This is a genomic window from Rubricella aquisinus, assembly GCF_014199445.1.
GTDB lineage: Bacteria > Pseudomonadota > Alphaproteobacteria > Rhodobacterales > Rhodobacteraceae > Rubricella > Rubricella aquisinus.
In genome coordinates, this window is sequence record NZ_JACIJS010000007.1 from 26,106 (window position 1) to 38,436 (window position 12,331).

At 61.7% G+C, this 12,331-nt stretch carries 16 protein-coding genes and 1 tRNA gene; 8 read left to right on the forward strand and 9 right to left on the reverse strand.

What is annotated here, in order from left to right:
- Positions 1 to 5 precede the first annotated feature (5 nt).
- The 6 genes from argS (at position 6) to FHS89_RS11840 (ending at position 5,235) form a co-directional block, all read left to right on the forward strand.
- Positions 6 to 1,727 carry an arginine--tRNA ligase gene (gene argS, locus FHS89_RS11815; RefSeq protein WP_184011892.1) on the forward strand — a complete coding sequence of 574 codons (1,722 nt, stop codon included), beginning with the start codon at positions 6 to 8 and terminating at the stop codon, positions 1,725 to 1,727.
- Positions 1,728 to 1,832: 105 nt separating this feature from the next.
- Positions 1,833 to 2,666 (forward strand): SPOR domain-containing protein, encoded by an 834-nt coding sequence (locus FHS89_RS11820; protein WP_184011894.1) that lies wholly within the window; start codon positions 1,833 to 1,835, stop codon positions 2,664 to 2,666.
- Positions 2,663 to 3,667: a glycoside hydrolase family 3 N-terminal domain-containing protein gene (locus tag FHS89_RS11825; RefSeq protein ID WP_184011896.1), complete on the forward strand. Its 1,005-nt coding sequence runs from the start codon at positions 2,663 to 2,665 to the stop codon at positions 3,665 to 3,667. Before FHS89_RS11820 ends, FHS89_RS11825 begins: the two co-directional genes overlap by 4 nt.
- Entirely contained in the window at positions 3,657 to 4,433 is a 777-nt protein-coding gene (locus FHS89_RS11830; protein WP_184011898.1) for a segregation and condensation protein A, read from the forward strand. The genes FHS89_RS11825 and FHS89_RS11830 overlap by 11 nt, the downstream gene beginning before the upstream one ends.
- On the forward strand, positions 4,433 to 5,050 hold the full coding sequence (gene scpB, locus FHS89_RS11835) for an SMC-Scp complex subunit ScpB (RefSeq protein WP_184011900.1): 618 nt from the start codon (positions 4,433 to 4,435) through the stop codon (positions 5,048 to 5,050). The genes FHS89_RS11830 and scpB overlap by 1 nt, the downstream gene beginning before the upstream one ends.
- Before the next feature lie 17 nt (positions 5,051 to 5,067).
- The gene (locus FHS89_RS11840; protein WP_184011902.1) at positions 5,068 to 5,235 is read left to right on the forward strand and encodes a hypothetical protein; all 168 of its coding nucleotides are present in this window, start codon (positions 5,068 to 5,070) and stop codon (positions 5,233 to 5,235) included.
- Positions 5,236 to 5,275: 40 nt separating this feature from the next.
- Here FHS89_RS11840 and FHS89_RS11845 read toward each other — a convergent pair whose 3' ends face one another.
- From FHS89_RS11845 to FHS89_RS11880, 8 genes are all read right to left on the reverse strand, one after another.
- Positions 5,276 to 6,364 carry a 2'-deoxycytidine 5'-triphosphate deaminase gene (locus FHS89_RS11845; RefSeq protein WP_184011904.1) on the reverse strand — a complete coding sequence of 363 codons (1,089 nt, stop codon included), beginning with the start codon at positions 6,362 to 6,364 and terminating at the stop codon, positions 5,276 to 5,278.
- Positions 6,365 to 6,388: 24 nt separating this feature from the next.
- Positions 6,389 to 6,465, reverse strand: a tRNA-Pro gene (locus FHS89_RS11850).
- Positions 6,466 to 6,524: 59 nt separating this feature from the next.
- Positions 6,525 to 7,040 carry a MerR family transcriptional regulator gene (locus FHS89_RS11855; RefSeq protein WP_184011906.1) on the reverse strand — a complete coding sequence of 172 codons (516 nt, stop codon included), beginning with the start codon at positions 7,038 to 7,040 and terminating at the stop codon, positions 6,525 to 6,527.
- Positions 7,041 to 7,064: 24 nt separating this feature from the next.
- Positions 7,065 to 7,367: an integration host factor subunit alpha gene (ihfA, locus tag FHS89_RS11860; RefSeq protein ID WP_184011908.1), complete on the reverse strand. Its 303-nt coding sequence runs from the start codon at positions 7,365 to 7,367 to the stop codon at positions 7,065 to 7,067.
- Positions 7,368 to 7,514: 147 nt separating this feature from the next.
- On the reverse strand, positions 7,515 to 8,492 hold the full coding sequence (locus FHS89_RS11865; protein ID WP_184011910.1) for a beta-ketoacyl-ACP synthase III: 978 nt from the start codon (positions 8,490 to 8,492) through the stop codon (positions 7,515 to 7,517).
- Positions 8,489 to 9,556, reverse strand: a complete 1,068-nt coding sequence (gene plsX / locus FHS89_RS11870) for a phosphate acyltransferase PlsX (protein ID WP_184011912.1) — start codon at positions 9,554 to 9,556, stop codon at positions 8,489 to 8,491. The genes FHS89_RS11865 and plsX overlap by 4 nt, the downstream gene beginning before the upstream one ends.
- Positions 9,557 to 9,610: 54 nt before the next feature.
- A complete protein-coding gene (gene rpmF, locus FHS89_RS11875) occupies positions 9,611 to 9,817 on the reverse strand; it encodes a 50S ribosomal protein L32 (RefSeq protein WP_184011913.1) in 207 nt (68 codons plus the stop codon).
- Positions 9,818 to 9,977: 160 nt separating this feature from the next.
- Positions 9,978 to 10,544: a YceD family protein gene (locus FHS89_RS11880; protein WP_184011915.1), complete on the reverse strand. Its 567-nt coding sequence runs from the start codon at positions 10,542 to 10,544 to the stop codon at positions 9,978 to 9,980.
- 93 nt (positions 10,545 to 10,637) lie between these two features.
- Between FHS89_RS11880 and FHS89_RS11885 the strand changes: the two genes are divergently transcribed.
- Positions 10,638 to 11,081, forward strand: a complete 444-nt coding sequence (locus tag FHS89_RS11885) for an outer membrane protein assembly factor BamE (RefSeq protein ID WP_184011917.1) — start codon at positions 10,638 to 10,640, stop codon at positions 11,079 to 11,081.
- A gap of 3 nt (positions 11,082 to 11,084) precedes the next feature.
- Here the strand turns inward: FHS89_RS11885 and msrB are convergent, their stop codons facing one another.
- On the reverse strand, positions 11,085 to 11,480 hold the full coding sequence (msrB, locus tag FHS89_RS11890) for a peptide-methionine (R)-S-oxide reductase MsrB (RefSeq protein WP_184011919.1): 396 nt from the start codon (positions 11,478 to 11,480) through the stop codon (positions 11,085 to 11,087).
- A gap of 106 nt (positions 11,481 to 11,586) precedes the next feature.
- Between msrB and FHS89_RS11895 the strand changes: the two genes are divergently transcribed.
- Entirely contained in the window at positions 11,587 to 12,315 is a 729-nt protein-coding gene (locus FHS89_RS11895; RefSeq protein ID WP_184011921.1) for a GNAT family N-acetyltransferase, read from the forward strand.
- Positions 12,316 to 12,331 lie beyond the last annotated feature (16 nt).

Here is a 12,331-nt window from a genome sequence, read left to right on the forward strand (position 1 = left end):
GACCGATGAACCTCTTTGCCGATATTCGCACGCTTGTCACCGATAGCCTTGCCGCGCTCGCAGCCGAAGGGCGCCTGCCCGACGGGCTTGATCTGCGCAACGTCACGGTAGAGCCGCCGCGCGATGCAAGCCATGGTGATATGGCGACAAACGCGGCGATGGTGCTGGCCAAACCGGCGCAATTGAAACCCCGCGATATTGCCGAGGCGCTGGCAGAAAAGCTGCGCGCCGATGCGCGGGTCGAGACTGTCGAGGTGGCTGGCCCCGGCTTCATCAATCTGCGGCTCACGGCAGACACATGGCGCGCGATTATCCCCACCGTGCTGGAGCAGGGCACCAATTTTGGCCGCTCCACGCTGGGGCAGGGCAAGCGCGTTAATGTCGAATACGTCTCCGCCAACCCGACGGGGCCGCTCCATGTGGGCCATACGCGGGGCGCGGTGTTTGGCGACGCGCTGGCGAGCCTGCTGGATTTTGCGGGCTTTGACGTGACGCGCGAATACTACATCAATGATGGCGGCGCGCAGGTCGATGTGCTCGCACGGTCGGTCTATCTGCGGTATCTTGAGGCGCACGGAAAGGCTGTCGAATTTCCTGAAGGCACCTATCCCGGCGACTACCTTGTCGCGGTGGGTGAGGCGCTTAAGGCGAAATACAGTGACAGCCTGATGGATCAGCCGGAGGACATCTGGCTGGCCGAAGTGCGCAATTTCGCGACCAAGGCCATGCTCGATATGATCCGGGACGACCTCAAATCGCTCGGCGTGGTGATGGACGAATGGTTCAGCGAAAAGTCGCTCTACGGCACGGGCCGGATCGAGGCGGCGCTGAAATCCCTGGATGACAAGGGCCTGATCTATCAGGGCACGCTGGAGCCGCCTAAGGGCAAACTGCCCGAGGATTGGGAGCCACGCGAACAGACCCTGTTCCGCTCCACCGCCCATGGCGATGATGTGGACCGCCCGGTGAAGAAATCCGATGGCGGCTGGACGTATTTCGCCCCCGATATCGCTTATCATTTCGACAAGGTCGAGCGTGGGTTCGATATGCTGATCGACGTGTTCGGCGCGGATCATGGCGGCTATGTGAAGCGGATGAAGGCGGCTGTGTCCGCGCTGTCGGGCGGTACAGTGCCGCTTGATATCAAGCTCACCCAACTGGTGAAGCTCTACAACAAGGGCGAGCCGTTCAAGATGTCGAAACGGGCGGGCACTTTCGTCACCTTGCGCGACATGATCGACAAGGTGGGCAAGGACGTCACGCGGTTTACCATGCTGACGCGCAAAAACGACGCGCCGCTTGATTTCCATTTCGACAAGGTGCTCGAACAGTCCAAGGACAACCCGGTCTTTTATGTCCAATACGCCCATGCGCGGGTGCATTCGGTGATGAGCAAGGCAGGCGTCGCACCCGATGCGGCGCATCTGGGTCTGTTGCAACACCCGGCGGAGATTGCGCTTATCCAGAAGGTCGCGGAGTTCCCGCGTCTGGTCGAGCAGGCAGCGGACAGCCATGAGCCGCACCGGGTCGCGTTCTACCTCTATGACCTTGCCGGAGCGCTGCATGGCCTGTGGAACCGGGGCAATGACGAGCCGGAGATCCGCTTTATCCAAGAGGATAAGCCCGCGGAAACCGCAGCGCGCCTTGCAATGATCCGCGCCGTGCAAGTTGTTATTGCCGCAGGACTTGGTATCCTTGGCGTCACCCCGATGAATGAGATGCGCTGAACGCATCCGCATCCCTTGTAGAGGCGCAAGGATTTAGGGGTTGGAGCAGTGTCGTACACAATATAGAGTGTACGCAGTCAACAGGCGACAGCACCAATGCGCGATATGGCAGCAGAAGATTCGGATTATGAGCTCCGTGAAGGAACGGTAGCGAAGGGGTTGCGCTGGTTGGGCGCGGCGCTTTCGGTCGGGTTTTTGGCGGTTGTCGGGTATTGGGGATGGTCGCTTTATACCCGCGATGTGGGTGAGATCCCGGTCATTCAGGCGGAACTTGGCCCGATGCGGATCGTGCCGGATGATCCGGGCGGCACTGTCGCACCGCATCAGGGCCGCGCGGTCAATGCGCTGATCTCGGGCGAGGCCGAAACCCGCCGCGATGTGGCCCTCGCTCCCGCACCGATTGCCCCGGCGGAGGAGGACGCGCCCTTGGCCGAACTCGCAACGCCGCTCCCGGTGGAGGAAGACCCGATCCCGCCCGCCGTGACCGAAGCTGTGACTGAAGAAGAGCCGGCCGCGGCCCCCGAAACCGATCTGGCAGAGGCCCCGACGACCGACAGCGCCGTGGCCCCAAGCGCCGCCTTTGCCCCGCGCCCGCGCCCCGCGAGCCTGCGCACGACCCAGCCGGAGCCGCCCGCCCCGGTTATTACACCGGGAAGTCAGGAGCCGCTGACCGCCGATCAGGTGCCCGCAGGCACTCCGCTGATCCAGCTTGGCGCGTTTGATTCCGAGCAGATCGCGATCCTGCAATGGGTGTCTTTCGTTGAGGCGCACCCGGTCATCCTTGGCAATCTCCAGCGCTATATCGAGCCGGTGAATTCTGGTGGCGCGACCCTGTTCCGCCTGCGCGCGGTCGGGTTTGCCGATGGGACAGAGACGCGCGCCGCCTGTGCCGCGCTGCAATCGCGCGGGCAGGATTGCATCCCCACGGTGAAACGATGACCGCCCGCGCCACGATATTCGGGCCAGAGGGGCTGGAATTGACCCCATGGGAGCAAGCGTTTTTTCGCGACAGTGACCCGTGGGGCTTTATCCTGTTCAAGCGTAACCTCGATACGCCAGATCAAATCCGCAAGCTGACCACCCAATTGCGGGAGGCCGTGGGCCGCAATGCACCCATCCTGATTGATCAGGAAGGCGGGCGCGTCGCGCGGCTGGAACCGCCGCATTGGCAAGGGTGGAGCCCGGCGCTGCACTATGCCGATGGGCACCCCGATCGCGCGCGCGCCTTTTGGCTGCGCTCCCGGATCATGGCGGCTGAGTTGTTGGCGCTGGGGATTGACGTCAATTGCGCGCCCTTGGCCGATATCGCGACCCCGCAAACGCATCCGTTCCTCAAAAACCGCTGCTATGGCACCAGCGTTGACACGGTGACGGAGATGGGCCGCGCGGTCGCTGATGGTCTTTTGGCCGGTGGGGTCGCGCCGATCCTCAAGCATATTCCGGGCCATGGCCGTGCGGCAGGGGACAGCCATTTGTCGCTGCCGCGTGTCGATGTGTCGGCTGAGACGCTGCGCGATGTGGATTTCGCCCCGTTTCGCGCGCTGAACGACCTGCCGATGGCGATGACCGCGCATCTTGTCTATGACGCGTTTGATGCGGACCGCTGCGCGACACTGTCGCCAACCATGATCGGGCTGATCCGCGATGAGATCGGCTTTGACGGGTTGCTGATGACGGATGATTTGTCGATGCACGCGCTGGGCGGTCCGTTTGCCGCACGTGTCGCAGGCAGCCTTGATGCAGGCTGTGACATGATCCTTCATTGCAACGCGGACCGGGCGGAGATGCTGGAAATTGCCGAGGCAACCCCGCGTCTGGCGGGTGATGCCGCGCGTCGCGCGGATGCTGCCGCTGCAGCCCGCGCCACCCCGCAACCCTTTGATTTCGCGACCGCTCTGGCCGAAGTCACCGCCCTGATGGAGGTGCGCGATGCCGGATGATTTCCTGTTCGACAACCGCGATGAGCGGATGCAGGCCGAAGCGCTGGTCATCAATGTGGATGGCTATGAGGGTCCGCTTGACCTGCTCTTGACGCTCGCGCGGACGCAGAAAGTGGACTTGCGCAAAATCTCCATCCTCGCATTGGCCGAGCAATATCTTGTGTTTGTGGAGGCGGCAAAGCGCCTGCGCATCGAATTGGCGGCGGATTATCTGGTGATGGCCGCGTGGCTCGCCTACCTCAAATCCCGCCTTCTCCTGCCGCCCGACCCCGAGGAGGACGGCCCCAGTGCCGAAGACCTTGCCGCGCATCTGGCCTTTCAGTTGGAACGGTTGGAGGCAATGCGCCGGGCGGCGGCAAAAATCATGGGGCGTGATCAGCTTGGCCGGGATTTCTTCCCGCGCGGCCAGATCGAGGAGGTCCGCGCCACCCGCCGCGTGGAATATGAGGCCACTCTGGTGGACCTGATGCGCGCCTATGCGGGGATCCGCACCCGCGAAGATTTCCGCCCCCTTCATTTCGAGCGGGAGCCTGTCCTGTCGATGGAGGAGGCGCTGACCCGCATGAAAGGGATCATCGGCACCATCGTCGATTGGTCCGATCTGGAAAGCTTCCTGCCCGAAGAGTGGCGGCACGACCCGAAAAAGCGCCGCTCCGCCATCGCGGCCACCTTCGCGGCATCGCTTGAACTGGCGAAGGAAGGCAGCCTTGAGCTGCGCCAATCTGGGACGTTCGAGCCGATCCAGATGCGAAAACGGGCTGTGTGATGGAGCCCGAAAGCCTTTTCGAGGCCCCGCCGCTGGCCGAACAGGAACGCATGGTCGAGGCGATCCTGTTCGCGACAGCAAAGCCGATGAAAATAGCTGAGCTTGCCGCGCGCCTGCCCCATGGGTGCGAGGTGGCGCAGGTGCTGACCATGCTGCAAAAGCGGTATGACGGGCGCGGCGTGCGGCTGATGAAGGCGGGGGATGAATGGGCGTTTCGCACGGCACCTGACCTTGGCCACCTGATGCAGCGCGAAACGGTGGAGCAGCGCAAACTCTCCCGCGCGGCCATCGAAACGCTCGCGATCATTGCCTATCATCAGCCCGTGACGCGGGCAGAGATTGAGGAAATCCGGGGCGTTAGCGTGTCCCGCGGTACGGTTGATCTGTTGATGGAACTTGGCTGGATCAAACTGGGCCGCCGCCGTCAAACACCGGGACGTCCCGTCACGTTTACCGTGACGCAAGGATTTTTGGACCACTTTGGCCTTGAAAATGCGCGTGACCTGCCCGATTTGAAGGAGTTGCGGGCGGCGGGCCTTTTGGACAATCGCCCAGCACCGACCCTCCCCGATGGGGAGGAGGACGAAGACGAAGATCAGGACGAATTGTTCGACTGAGGGACGGAGACTATCAGATGAATCTCGAACGCATTCTCAACATGGTGATCCGTCAGGTCGTCAACACGCTGACGCGGCAGGGCATCAACGCGGCCTCCGGCCAGATCAAAAAGATCGGGCAAAAGAAAAAGGCGCCGATGAGCGAAACCATGCCCGATCAGGATCAGCGGCGCGAAGATCGCTGATCGTTTCTTTTTTCCATAAATACCTCATCCAAGCGTCGGGTCACTCCGGCGCTTTGAAATGCTTGGACAGTTTCAGCCCTTGGCCCTGATAGTTTGAGCCCAGATCGGCACCATAAAGCCGCTCTGGCACCTCCTGCATCTGCTCATAGACAAGCCGCCCGACGCTTTGCCCGTGTTCAAGCACGAAGGGCGCCTCATGACAGCGGACCTCCAGCACCCCGCGTGATCCGGCACCGCCCGCAGTGGCATTGCCAAATCCCGGATCAAAGAAGCCCGCGTAATGCACCCGGAACTCGCCCACCATCGCAAGGTAAGGGGCCATTTCGGCGGCGTATTGCGGCGGCACATGGACCGCCTCACGGCTGACAAGGATATAGAACGCGCCGGGATCAAGGATGATGCGGCCATCCTCCGCCCGCACCGGCTCCCAGAACTCATCGACGGCATAATGCCCAAGTTTATCAAGGTCGATCAGCGCGGTGTGCGGTTTGGCGCGGTAGCCCACGATATCGCCCTTGCCGGGTTTGAGATCGACCGAAAAGCCAAGGCCATTGTCGATCTGCGCGGGACCATTCACCAGCGTCTCCGCATCATGGAGGGCGGCGAGGGCCGCGTCATCAAGCGCCACTTTGCCAGCCCGGAACCTGATCTGATTGAGCCGCATCCCGGGCCGCACCAAGACGGAGAAGGAGCGCGGGCTGATCTCCGCATAAAGGGGGCCGGTATAGCCCGCGTCAACACGGTCAAATTCCACCGCGTGATCCGCAATCAGGCGAGTAAATAGATCAAGCCGACCGGTGGAGCTTTTGGCATTGGCGACCGCGTTGACGGTGGTGGGCAGCGCCAGCCCTTCATTGAGCGGCACAAGGTACACGCAGCCTTTCTCCAGCACGGCACCCCGGCTCAGATCAATCTCATGCATCTCGAAATCGCGGGCGCGGTCGGCCACCGTGTTGCCCCGCCCCGGCAGGAAGGACGCGCGCACACGCCATGCAACCGTGCCAAGCCGCAAATCGAGGCTCGCGGGCTGGATTTGGGGATCGGGGATCGGTGTGGCGGACGTAATCTGCCCTGCCGCGATCATCCGCGCGATACCCTGAGAGGCGATGACACCCGGATTATCGGTCATCCTGTCCTCCGCATTTTGGTGAAGTGGTCGGGCCAGCGGGATTCGAACCCACGACCTTTCGTCCCCCAGACGAACGCGCTACCAAGCTGCGCTATGGCCCGACACTGGGCGGTGTAATGCCCCATCTGATCGGGGAGGGCAAGCGCGAAACGGCCCTGTTTCATTCGGGATCGGACAGGGATACCGGCGTGGCCATACGCCCGCGCAGCGTTTCCAGATCGCCAAGGATCCGCGCCAGCGCCGCGCGCTTTTCCGCCGCCATGGGGGCGGGGGCAGGGCTGTCATCCTCGGGCGTCTCATCCACGAGTTCGACACCGGACATGTCGTCAAAAAGCGCCTCATCGGGGCTGTCGGCCTCAGCAGCGGCCTCATCCTGCGTCGCACCGAAATCGTCAATCGTGATGCCATCGGCATATTTTTCGATCAGTTGCTTTTGGCCTGATTCTTTCAGCAGCTTTTGCACACCCCGGATCGTCAGCCCTTCGGTATAGAGCAGCTCGCGGATCACGCGCAGCAGGTCCACATCCTCGGGCCGGTAATAGCGCCGCCCGCCGCCGCGTTTGACCGGGCGCACTTGGCTAAAGCGGCTCTCCCAGAACCGCAGGACATGCGCGGGCACGTTGATGACTTCCGACACTTCGGAAATGGTGCGAAACGCTTGCGGCGATTTCTCCATGTCTGGTTAACGCCCTATTGAGGGTTAGCTTTTATTGCCCGCGTCCACGCGCTCTTTCATCAAATGAGACGGGCGGAAGGTCATCACACGGCGCGGCTCAATCGGCACTTCTTCGCCGGTTTTCGGGTTCCGCCCGACACGCGCCGTCTTGGAGCGGACAGTAAACGTCCCGAAGGAGGAGATTTTCACGTTCTCGCCACTGACCAGCGCGCTCGCCACATGCTCCAGCACATCTTCGACCAATTGTGCAGATTCGTTGCGGGAGAGGCCAACTTCACGATAGACGGCTTCGCTCAAATCCATCCGTGTGAGGGTTTTTCCACTCATTCTGCTGTTCCCTATTCCATGATGGGCGGCACATGGATTGCGCCTGCGCTGTTATCCCGTGACGGTACGGTGCGGGGGGAAAGGGAGTCAATAACAACGGCTTGCAGCGGGGAGGTGAGAAGCGGAAACAACTGCCGTTAGGCGGAATTACCAGCGCATCAGCGCGGAACCCCATGCCAAACCACCGCCAATCGCCTCGATCAGGATCAGGTCGCCCTTTGCGATTCGCTTCTGCTGGCGGGCGACGGACATGGCGAGAGGGATGGATGCAGCAGAGGTGTTGCCATGGTCCTGCACCGTCAGAATCACCCGCTCAAGCGGGATGCCCATCTTCTGCGCGACCTTCTTGATGATCCGCAGATTGGCCTGATGGGGCACCACGACATCCACGTCATCCGCCGTGATGCCAAGCGCTGACATGGAGGCCTCACCCGAGGCGGACAGCTTTGCCACCGCGTGCTTGAACACGTCTTGACCCAGCATCCGCAGATGGCCCGTGGTCCCTGTGGTGGAGGGGCCGCCATCGACATAGAGGATATCGTTAAAGCGCCCGTCGGAATGCAGATCGGTATAGAGGATACCGGAATCGCTCTGATCGCCTGCGCCGGTTTGCGCCTCCAAAATCAGCGCGCCTGCACCATCCCCGAACAGCACGCAGGTGCCGCGATCCGTCCAGTCCATGATGCGCGAAAACGTCTCCGCCCCGATCACCATCACGCGCTTGGCTTGGCCTGCCATGATCATCGCGTTCGCATTGGCCAGCGCATAGATGAAACCGGCGCAGACGGCCTGCATATCAAAGGCAAAGCCGTTCTCCATGCCGAGAGCGGCCTGAACACGGGTCGCCGTGGACGGAAATGTCTGGTCGGGCGTGGCGGTCGCCACGACAATCGCGTCGATCTGATGCGCCTCAAGCCCCGCATCGGCGAGCGCTGCTTTGGCGGCTGCAATCGCTAGGTCGGATGTCTTTTCACCCTCGGCGGCGAAATGGCGCCGCTCGATCCCGGTGCGGGCGCGAATCCATTCATCCGACGTATCGAGGGTTTTCTCGAATTCCACGTTTTCAACGACGCGTTCGGGCAAGTAATGCCCGCAGCCCACAGGCACGGCGCGGATCGTTGTCATGCGGTATCCCCTTGTGTTTTCGGGGCATCTTCATGCTTTGTCGCGTGGGATGCAATACGCTGAGCCAGTGTTTCGGAGAACCCTCCCTTGGCCATCGTGAAGGCCAGTTTGATCGCGGCGGACACACCGGTCGCATCCGCGCCACCATGGGATTTCACCACCGCACCATTCAGGCCCAGAAACACGCCGCCATTCACCCGGCGCGGATCGACCCGCTTTTGCAAGCGGCGCAGGGATGTCAGGGCAAAAAGCGCGCCAATGCGGCTAAAAATCGTGTGCATCATCGCTTCCTTGAGGAAGCCGCGAATGAGGCTCGCTGTGCCTTCAGCGGTTTTCAGCGCGACATTGCCGGTAAAGCCGTCTGTCACGATCACATCCACCGTATCCGAGGCCAGATCGCCGCCTTCGACGAAGCCGACATGGGTGAACCCATCGCCCTGTGCGGCAGCTTCGAGCAGTTTGTTGGCGTCTTGCAGGGAGGGGCGGCCCTTGTGCTCTTCGGTGCCGACATTGAGGATGCCAACACGCGGCATGTCGATGCCAAGCCCGATGCGCGCGTATTCCGCGCCCATGATCGCGTATTGCAACAGGTTGTCCGCCTCAGCACGGATATCGGCGCCCACGTCAAGCACCACCTTGTGACTGCCCGCGCGCGGGCTGGGCCACAGGACGGCAATCGCGGGTCTGTCCACGCCCGGGGCCTTGCGGAGCCGTAGCATCGCAATGGCCATCAGCGCGCCGGTGTTGCCGCACGACACGGCCACGGGCGCGTCGCCTGCCTCCACCGTTTGCAATGTGGCCCACATGGAGGTGGTCTTGCCGTTGCGCACGACGCGGCTTGGCTTTGCGTCCATCGACACCACGTCGGGTGCGTGCCGGATTTCCACGATGTCGGTTAATTCGCGCCGCTTTGCGATCAGCGGCTGGAGGATGGCCTCATCCCCATGAACGATGAAACGAATCTCGTCGTTCTTTCGGGCAGATTTGGCCATGCCGCCAATAACGGCGGCAGGGCCGGCGTCGCCGCCCATGGCATCGACAGATATTACGATGTCACGAGGCATGCTGCGCTACGCTCACTTGCTTCCACGGGGAAGGTGTGGGCGACAATCGGCGGATTATGCCGCGTCGTCCTCGAAATCGATCTCGTCTGCCTGAGCAACGACTTCTTTGTTGTCGTAGTGACCGCATGCAGAGCAAACGTGATGCGGGCGCTTCAGCTCACCGCAGTTTGCGCATTCATTCGGGTTGAATGCCGTCAGGGCATCGTGGGACCGGCGGAAGCCACGCTTCATCCGGGTGATCTTACTCTTAGGGACAGCCATGCCACACCTTATTCGTTCAGGGGCCAATTTGCCCAAATTTCGATTTCGCGCCAACCCGTCGAAGGTCACAAACCCGTTGACTCGCAAGCGTCGAATGAGAGCGGCAAAATAGTCATTGCCGTGCAGGGCGCAAGCCCTTTCTCACCCATATGACGCCCGATTACTCTTTTCCTTCGAGCTTGTCACGCAGTTCTGACAGTGCGGCGAAGGGATTTGGCTTTTCTTCCGCCGCGTCGGGCGTGTCGCCTGCGTCATCCATCGCCGGAAGGGACGCATCCTTGTGCCGGGGATAGGGCGGTAATGCGAGGGCCAGCGCCTCTTGCGCGGCCAGTCCCACGTCGATCTGTGGGGTCAATGGCTCGGTATCCACATCGTCGGACAATTCGGTCATCACTTCGATATCCGCATTTGGCCGCTCCTCGGGCATGTAGCGCAGGGAGATCGGCGCATCAATCCGGCTGACCACCGGGCGCAGGCTCACGACGCAGGGCTGGATCACGGTGGCCCGCACCGACCCTTTCAACGACCATCCGTCGCGCCCCAGTGGAGAGAGCGTCGCCGTCATGCGGAATTTCGGCACCTCGATCGCATCCAAAATCGCCGCGAGCGCCTCTTGTTCCGCCGGGGTTGCGGTTTCATCTATCGGGATGGCCGCGCCACGATTGGCACGGCGCAGGTCGATCCGGCGTGAAAATTCCGGGGTGGGGGAGGGCAGGCTGTCATTCATATGCGGTCTCTCCTATCTCGGGGCGCAAGATTGCTTGAATTGGCACCGGGGGCAAGATACTCCGGGGGGCATAAAAACGGGGATAGAACAAGAATGGCACGATCACGCATCATTGGCCCAGTTGCGATTGCGGCAACCGTCGCAATGCTGAGTGCCTGCGCGCCCACATTCGTCAATCACGGCTATGCCCCGCCAGAGGCGCAACTCGCGCTGGTTCAGCCCGGCGTCGATGACAAGATCAGCGTCGAGCAAAAGATCGGCCGCCCCATCAATGAGGGGCTGATCACCAATGAAGCGTGGTATTACGCAGCCTCGCGCGTGCGCAATTACACCTATAACGAGCCTGAAGTGACTGAACGGCGGCTTGTCACCATCACCTTTGACGAATTCGGCATTGTCGAAGACATCGCCGAAGCGGGGCTGGAGGACGGGCGGACTGTGCCGCTAGTTGTGCGCACGACACCGACCTTCGGCAGTGAGATTTCTGCGGTCCAGCAGCTGCTGCGCAACGTGCTGAACCTACAGGTTCAGGAATAAGCGTTAATCCTCCGGTTCAAACCGGAGGGCCACACCATTCATGCAATAGCGCAGACCGGTCGGTGCAGGCCCGTCGGGAAAGACATGGCCCAGATGCGCGTCACAGCGTGCGCAAAGCACCTCCGTGCGGCGCATGAACAGGCTGCGATCCTCTTTCTCCTCCACCACTTCGGCGTCGAGCGGTGCGAAAAAGCTGGGCCAGCCAGTGCCGGATTCGAATTTTGCATCCTGATCGAACAGCGGCTGATCGCAGCAAATGCAGTGGAACCGGCCCGGCATTTTCGGGAAATTGTCATGGGTGCCTGCCCGCTCCGTCCCGTGCTTTCGCGTCACTTTATACGCAAGATCAGACAGTTGCGCGCGCCATTCGGCATCGGTTTTTGTGAACTTTTCATGCATGTCGCTGCTTTCCCTTGCAAATCGTTCCTAGCTGATCCCACCTAAGTGATATGGCGGCCTCAAGCCCTATATAGGACAAGGCCGGATCAATTGGAGGGGCGAACCGATGGGTGTCTTTGCACGAGGTCGTTACCAGACCCGTTTTGCCGACACGCGCGCGGATGTGCTCGCTGCTCAGACCCTGCGCGCCCGCACATTTCGCGGCCCCGGCGCACAGCCGGACGCGGACGCGTTCGACGCCCAATGCCTCCATGTGATGATCGAGGATGCGCGGACGCAATCGCTGGCCTGCTGTTTTCGGCTGATCCATCTGCAATCGGGGGCCGAGATCGGCAAAAGTTATTCCGCGCAATTCTATGACCTCAGCGCGCTTGAAGGGTTCAGCGGCCCGATTGTCGAGATGGGCCGCTTCTGCATCGCGCCTGAATATCAGGGGGACGCGGATATTCTGCGCGTTGCATGGGGGGCGATGGCCAAGTTTGTGGATGCCCATGACGTGGAGCTGCTCTTTGGCTGTTCCTCCTTTCAGGGGGCGGAGGCAGAGGCCCATCTTGATGCGCTGGCCCTGTTGCGGGAGCGCCACCTTGCGCCGAAACGCTGGCTGCCACGGGTCAAGGCACCGCGCGTCATCCAATTCGCCAAAAGCCTGCGCAAACCGGATCTGAAAGCCGCGCAGCGCGCGATGCCACCGCTCTTGCGCAGCTACCTCGCCATGGGGGGGTGGGTCAGCGATCACGCGGTCGTGGATACCGATCTGAACACGCTCCACGTCTTTACCGGGTTGGAGATCAAGGGCATCCCGCCGGCGCGCGCGCGCCTGTTGCGCGCCATCTGAACGGGCTTTTCGTTTC